Origin of the sequence: Enterobacter cloacae complex sp. SHL021 (assembly GCF_049237765.1) — a bacterium.
In the GTDB taxonomy this organism is placed as follows: domain Bacteria; phylum Pseudomonadota; class Gammaproteobacteria; order Enterobacterales; family Enterobacteriaceae; genus Enterobacter; species Enterobacter cloacae.
Window position 1 is genome coordinate 1 of the sequence record NZ_JBMKJG010000046.1, and the last position, 5,350, is coordinate 5,350.

Consider the following 5,350-nt stretch of genomic DNA (forward strand, 5'->3'; position numbering starts at 1 on the left):
CTGGGCGAAATGCGCCTGGTAAGCAGAGTTTTTGAAATGTAAGGCCTTTGAATAAGACAAAAGGCTGCCTCATCGCTAACTTTGCAACAGTGCCGGATTGAATATAACCGACGTGACTGTTACATTTAGGTGGCTAAACCCGTCAAGCCCTCAGGAGTGAATCATGACCGTAGTCACGACCGCCGATACCTCCCAACTGTACGCACTTGCAGCCCGACATGGGCTCAAGCTCCATGGCCCGCTGACTGTCAATGAGCTTGGGCTCGACTATAGGATCGTGATCGCCACCGTCGACGATGGACGTCGGTGGGTGCTGCGCATCCCGCGCCGAGCCGAGGTAAGCGCGAAGGTCGAACCAGAGGCGCGGGTGCTGGCAATGCTCAAGAATCGCCTGCCGTTCGCGGTGCCGGACTGGCGCGTGGCCAACGCCGAGCTCGTTGCCTATCCCATGCTCGAAGACTCGACTGCGATGGTCATCCAGCCTGGTTCGTCCACGCCCGACTGGGTCGTGCCGCAGGACTCGGAGGTCTTCGCGGAGAGCTTCGCGACCGCGCTCGCCGCCCTGCATGCCGTCCCCATTTCCGCCGCCGTGGATGCGGGGATGCTCATCCGTACACCGACGCAGGCCCGTCAGAAGGTGGCCGACGACGTTGACCGCGTCCGACGCGAGTTCGTGGTGAACGACAAGCGCCTCCACCGGTGGCAGCGCTGGCTCGACGACGATTCGTCGTGGCCAGATTTCTCCGTGGTGGTGCATGGCGATCTCTACGTGGGCCATGTGCTCATCGACAACACGGAGCGCGTCAGCGGGATGATCGACTGGAGCGAGGCCCGCGTTGATGACCCTGCCATCGACATGGCCGCGCACCTTATGGTCTTTGGTGAAGAGGGGCTCGCGAAGCTCCTCCTCACGTATGAAGCGGCCGGTGGCCGGGTGTGGCCGCGGCTCGCCCACCACATCGCGGAGCGCCTTGCGTTCGGGGCGGTCACCTACGCACTCTTCGCCCTCGACTCGGGTAACGAAGAGTACCTCGCTGCGGCGAAGGCGCAGCTCGCCGCAGCGGAATGAGCGAACGTCGATATAGCCCGCTCGCGACGCTGTTCGCGGCGACCTTTCTCTTCCGGATCGGCAACGCGGTGGCGGCCCTCGCGCTTCCATGGTTCGTCCTGTCTCATACAAAGAGCGCGGCCTGGGCGGGCGCCACGGCCGCTAGCAGCGTCATCGCGACCATCATCGGCGCGTGGGTTGGTGGTGGCCTCGTCGATCGGTTCGGGCGCGCGCCCGTCGCATTGATCTCGGGTGTGGTGGGCGGCGTGGCCATGGCGAGCATCCCACTGCTCGATGCCGTTGGCGCCCTCTCGAACACTGGGCTGATCGCTTGCGTGGTGCTCGGTGCCGCGTTCGACGCACCCGGTATGGCCGCGCAGGACAGTGAGCTGCCCAAACTCGGCCACGTCGCCGGGCTCTCCGTTGAGCGCGTCTCGTCACTGAAAGCGGTGATCGGGAACGTCGCGATTCTAGGTGGCCCGGCCCTTGGGGGGGCCGCAATCGGCCTGCTTGGCGCTGCGCCAACGCTCGGGCTGACGGCGTTCTGCTCCGTCCTTGCAGGTCTGCTCGGCGCGTGGGTGCTTCCCGCGCGTGCCGCTCGGACGATGACCACGACGGCGACTCTCTCCATGCGCGCCGGCGTCGCTTTTCTCTGGAGCGAACCCCTGCTGCGCCCTCTCTTTGGTATAGTGATGATCTTCGTGGGCATCGTTGGCGCCAACGGCAGCGTCATCATGCCTGCGCTGTTTGTAGATGCAGGACGCCAAGTAGCAGAGCTCGGGCTGTTCTCCTCAATGATGGGGGCTGGTGGTCTCCTTGGCATTGCCATTCATGCGTCGGTCGGCGCCCGGATATCAGCGCAGAACTGGCTGGCGGTGGCATTTTGTGGCTCTGCGGTGGGCTCGCTTCTGCTTTCACAGTTGCCAGGCGTGCCGGTGCTGATGTTGTTGGGCGCGCTCGTGGGACTGCTGACCGGCTCAGTCTCTCCCATTCTCAACGCTGCCATCTACAACCGCACGCCGCCAGAACTTCTCGGCCGGGTACTCGGCACGGTCTCGGCGGTGATGCTGTCAGCCTCGCCCATGGTTATGCTTGCGGCCGGCGCGTTTGTCGACCTTGCTGGTCCGCTCCCTGGCCTCGTTGTATCGGCCGTGTTTGCGGGGCTCGTGGCTCTACTCTCGCTCCGTCTTCAATTTGCTACAATGGCGGCGGCAGCCACAGCCTCCGCCCCAACCCATACAGAAGGTGAACACTGATGCCCCGCCCCAAGCTCAAGTCCGATGACGAGGTACTCGAGGCCGCCACCGTAGTGCTGAAGCGTTGCGGTCCCATAGAGTTCACGCTCAGCGGAGTAGCAAAGGAGGTGGGGCTCTCCCGCGCAGCGTTAATCCAGCGCTTCACCAACCGCGATACGCTGCTGGTGAGGATGATGGAGCGCGGCGTCGAGCAGGTGCGGCATTACCTGAATGCGATACCGATAGGCGCAGGGCCGCAAGGGCTCTGGGAATTTTTGCAGGTGCTCGTTCGGAGCATGAACACTCGCAACGACTTCTCGGTGAACTATCTCATCTCCTGGTACGAGCTCCAGGTGCCGGAGCTACGCACGCTTGCGATCCAGCGGAACCGCGCGGTGGTGGAGGGGATCCGCAAGCGACTGCCCCCAGGTGCTCCTGCGGCAGCTGAGTTGCTCCTGCACTCGGTCATCGCTGGCGCGACGATGCAGTGGGCCGTCGATCCGGATGGTGAGCTAGCTGATCATGTGCTGGCTCAGATCGCTGCCATCCTGTGTTTAATGTTTCCCGAACACGACGATTTCCAACTCCTCCAGGCACATGCGTAAACGGAGGTGTGCAGAGTCCCTGCGGCAGGCGACGAACACGACCGTCGTCGATTAGTACCGGTACGGTCGGTGGTATCGAAGTCTTGATCACCACTCAGGTCTACGGCTTACAAATGGTGACCATCCCGATACTTGCGTCAGAGCACCGGGCCGATTCTTTGACAGTGAATCACTCCCGTAAGGTTGTGCCGGTGTGGGTGTCCCGGGTCGAGACGATACTCCGCCAATGCGCCCAGCAAACAACCTGGCCATCGCAGGTGGTGGGGAGCGGTGTGGCGGATGAGTTGGACAAGTTGGTGTAGCAGCACGAGCACGGCGAGATAACATCGCAGGAGTTCGACATGCTCAAGAGACAGCTGATTGCGAATCGCGATGCAGATTCATAACCCGATTGCGGGTTGGCTTCACTCCACCATCACCGAGCAGACTAGCACGGCGGGCTCTGTTGCAAAGATTGGCGGCAGTCAGAGGTAGGCTGTCGCTCTGCGCCGATCAGGCGGCTGCTGCGAAATGGTGGTTGAGCATGCCCATGGCCTCCGTCAGCGCCGAGGGCCCAATGCCAAAAGCTCTCTCCACAAGGCGCACCTCGCCCCTGATGCCGGGCTGCAGGCACCAGGGGCGAGCCTGTCCTTTGCGCAGGGCTCGCATGACTTCGAATCCCTTGATCGTGGCATAGGCCGTGGGGATCGATTTGAAACCGCGCACCGGCTTGATCAGTATCTTGAGCTTTCCGTGATCGGCCTCGATCACGTTATTGAGATACTTCACCTGCCGGTGGGCCGTCTCCCGGTCCAGCTTTCCTTCGCGCTTCAATTCGGTGATCGCTGCACCATAGCTCGGCGCTTTGTCGGTATTGAGCGTGGCAGGCTTTTCCCAGTGCTTCAGGCCTCGCAGGGCCTTGCCCAGGAACCGCTTCGCTGCCTTGGCGCTGCGGGTCGGCGACAGGTAGAAATCGATCGTGTCGCCCCGCTTGTCGACTGCCCGGTACAGGTAGGTCCACTTGCCCCGCACCTTGACGTAGGTTTCATCCAGGCGCCAGCTCGGATCAAAGCCACGCCGCCAGAACCAGCGCAGCCGCTTCTCCATCTCCGGGGCGTAGCACTGGACCCAGCGATAGATCGTCGTATGGTCGACCGAAATGCCGCGTTCCGCCAGCATTTCCTCAAGGTCGCGATAGCTGATCGGATAGCGACAATACCAGCGCACCGCCCACAGGATCACATCACCCTGGAAATGGCGCCACTTGAAATCCGTCATCGTTCCGTCCGTCCAATCTCCGCCAAGCATGCTCAAGCTTCACGATTTTTGCAACAGAGCCCACACGAGTATTGAGCATAGTCGAGATTGGTGCAGATCACTTCTGATATTGAACTGTCAGGAGCTGGCTGCACAACAGCCATTACGCCCAATCAACTGGTGCAGTCGTCTTCTGAAAATGACATTTGGTATCTCTCATAAACGGATGTTTTTGAGAGAACTATCTTCGGCCTTCACACGCACGAAAGGCGGCGAAGCTCCGCCGTTAATCCGTCCGCCGGAGATCTCGCCCAGGCAGGCTGAAGGCCGAGCAAGCCTGACAGGCCCGAAAAGCCCGGCACGGGCGTCGGCGGCGATGACGGCGGCGGCATTATCCAGGGTTGATGATGGAAGTGGAGGATATCGACAACCTCTCGCGCAACCAAGACATCGCGGTCGGACTGCAAGTGATCTTGAAGCCACGGGCCCGTCCCACCCCGACATGGACCTCGATGCCCGAACGGACGTTAGATTTCGAGTTCTAGGCGTTCTGCGATGAAGGTTGGATCCCAGCCGGGATTGAAAGTGTCGACGTGGGTGAATCCGAGCCGCTCGTATAGGCCACGCAGGTTCGGGTGGCAGTCGAGCCGCAGCTTGGCGCACCCCTGCGTTCGCGCGGCATGGCGGCAAGCCTCGATCAGCGCGGAGCTGACACCCCGGCCCGCATGTGTCCGTCGCACCGCGAGCTTGTGCAGATATGCGGCCTCCCCCTTGAGGGCGTCGGGCCAGAACTCGGGATCCTCGGCCGACAAGGTGCAACAGCCGACGATGCCGTCGCTGCAACTCGCGACTAGGAGCTCGGATCTCAGGACGAAGGTCTCCGCGAATGTCCGGTCGATCCGCGCGACGTCCCAGGCGGGCGTTCCCTTGGCGGACATCCACGCCGCAGCGTCGTGCATCAGCCGCACAACCTCGTCGATATCACCCGAGCAGGCGACCCGAACGTTCGGAGGCTCCTCGCTGTCCATTCGCTCCCCTGGCGCGGTATGAACCGCCGCCTCATAGTGCAGTTTGATCCTGACGAGCCCAGCATGTCTGCGCCCACCTTCGCGGAACCTGACCAGGGTCCGCTAGCGGGCGGCCGGAAGGTGAATGCTAGGCATGATCTAACCCTCGGTCTCTGGCGTCGCGACTGCGAAATTTCGCGAGGGTTTCCGAGAAGGTGA

General features: G+C 62.0%; 5 protein-coding genes. 3 read left to right on the forward strand and 2 right to left on the reverse strand.

All coding sequences use genetic code 11. The features are described 5' to 3' along the window. Window positions 1-163 precede the first annotated feature (163 nt). From ACOTZF_RS24855 to mphR(A), 3 genes are read left to right on the forward strand one after another with little or no spacing between them, the layout of a single operon-like run. A complete protein-coding gene (locus ACOTZF_RS24855; RefSeq protein WP_000219391.1) occupies window positions 164-1,069 on the forward strand; it encodes an Mph(A) family macrolide 2'-phosphotransferase in 906 nt (301 codons plus the stop codon). Then, entirely contained in the window at window positions 1,066-2,304 is a 1,239-nt protein-coding gene (gene mrx(A) / locus ACOTZF_RS24860; protein ID WP_000004159.1) for a macrolide resistance MFS transporter Mrx(A), read from the forward strand. Before ACOTZF_RS24855 ends, mrx(A) begins: the two co-directional genes overlap by 4 nt. Then, on the forward strand, window positions 2,304-2,888 hold the full coding sequence (mphR(A), locus tag ACOTZF_RS24865) for a macrolide-binding transcriptional repressor MphR(A) (RefSeq protein WP_001137892.1): 585 nt from the start codon (window positions 2,304-2,306) through the stop codon (window positions 2,886-2,888). Before mrx(A) ends, mphR(A) begins: the two co-directional genes overlap by 1 nt. A gap of 492 nt (window positions 2,889-3,380) precedes the next feature. Here the strand turns inward: mphR(A) and ACOTZF_RS24870 are convergent, their stop codons facing one another. After that, window positions 3,381-4,145, reverse strand: coding sequence for an IS6-like element IS6100 family transposase (locus tag ACOTZF_RS24870; RefSeq protein ID WP_001389365.1), 765 nt, complete (start codon window positions 4,143-4,145; stop codon window positions 3,381-3,383). Window positions 4,146-4,651: 506 nt separating this feature from the next. Further along, window positions 4,652-5,152 (reverse strand): GNAT family N-acetyltransferase, encoded by a 501-nt coding sequence (locus ACOTZF_RS24875; protein ID WP_000376623.1) that lies wholly within the window; start codon window positions 5,150-5,152, stop codon window positions 4,652-4,654. Between the last annotated feature and the right edge of the window lie 198 nt (window positions 5,153-5,350).

Bases quoted from the DNA above. Each gene is read 5' to 3' on its own strand.
- ACOTZF_RS24855 (WP_000219391.1), top strand. From the start codon at position 164: ATGACCGTAGTCACGACCGCCGATACCTCCCAACTGTACGCACTTGCA.
- ACOTZF_RS24870 (WP_001389365.1), bottom strand. From the start codon at position 4,145: ATGACGGATTTCAAGTGGCGCCATTTCCAGGGTGATGTGATCCTGTGG.
- ACOTZF_RS24875 (WP_000376623.1), bottom strand. From the start codon at position 5,152: ATGGACAGCGAGGAGCCTCCGAACGTTCGGGTCGCCTGCTCGGGTGAT.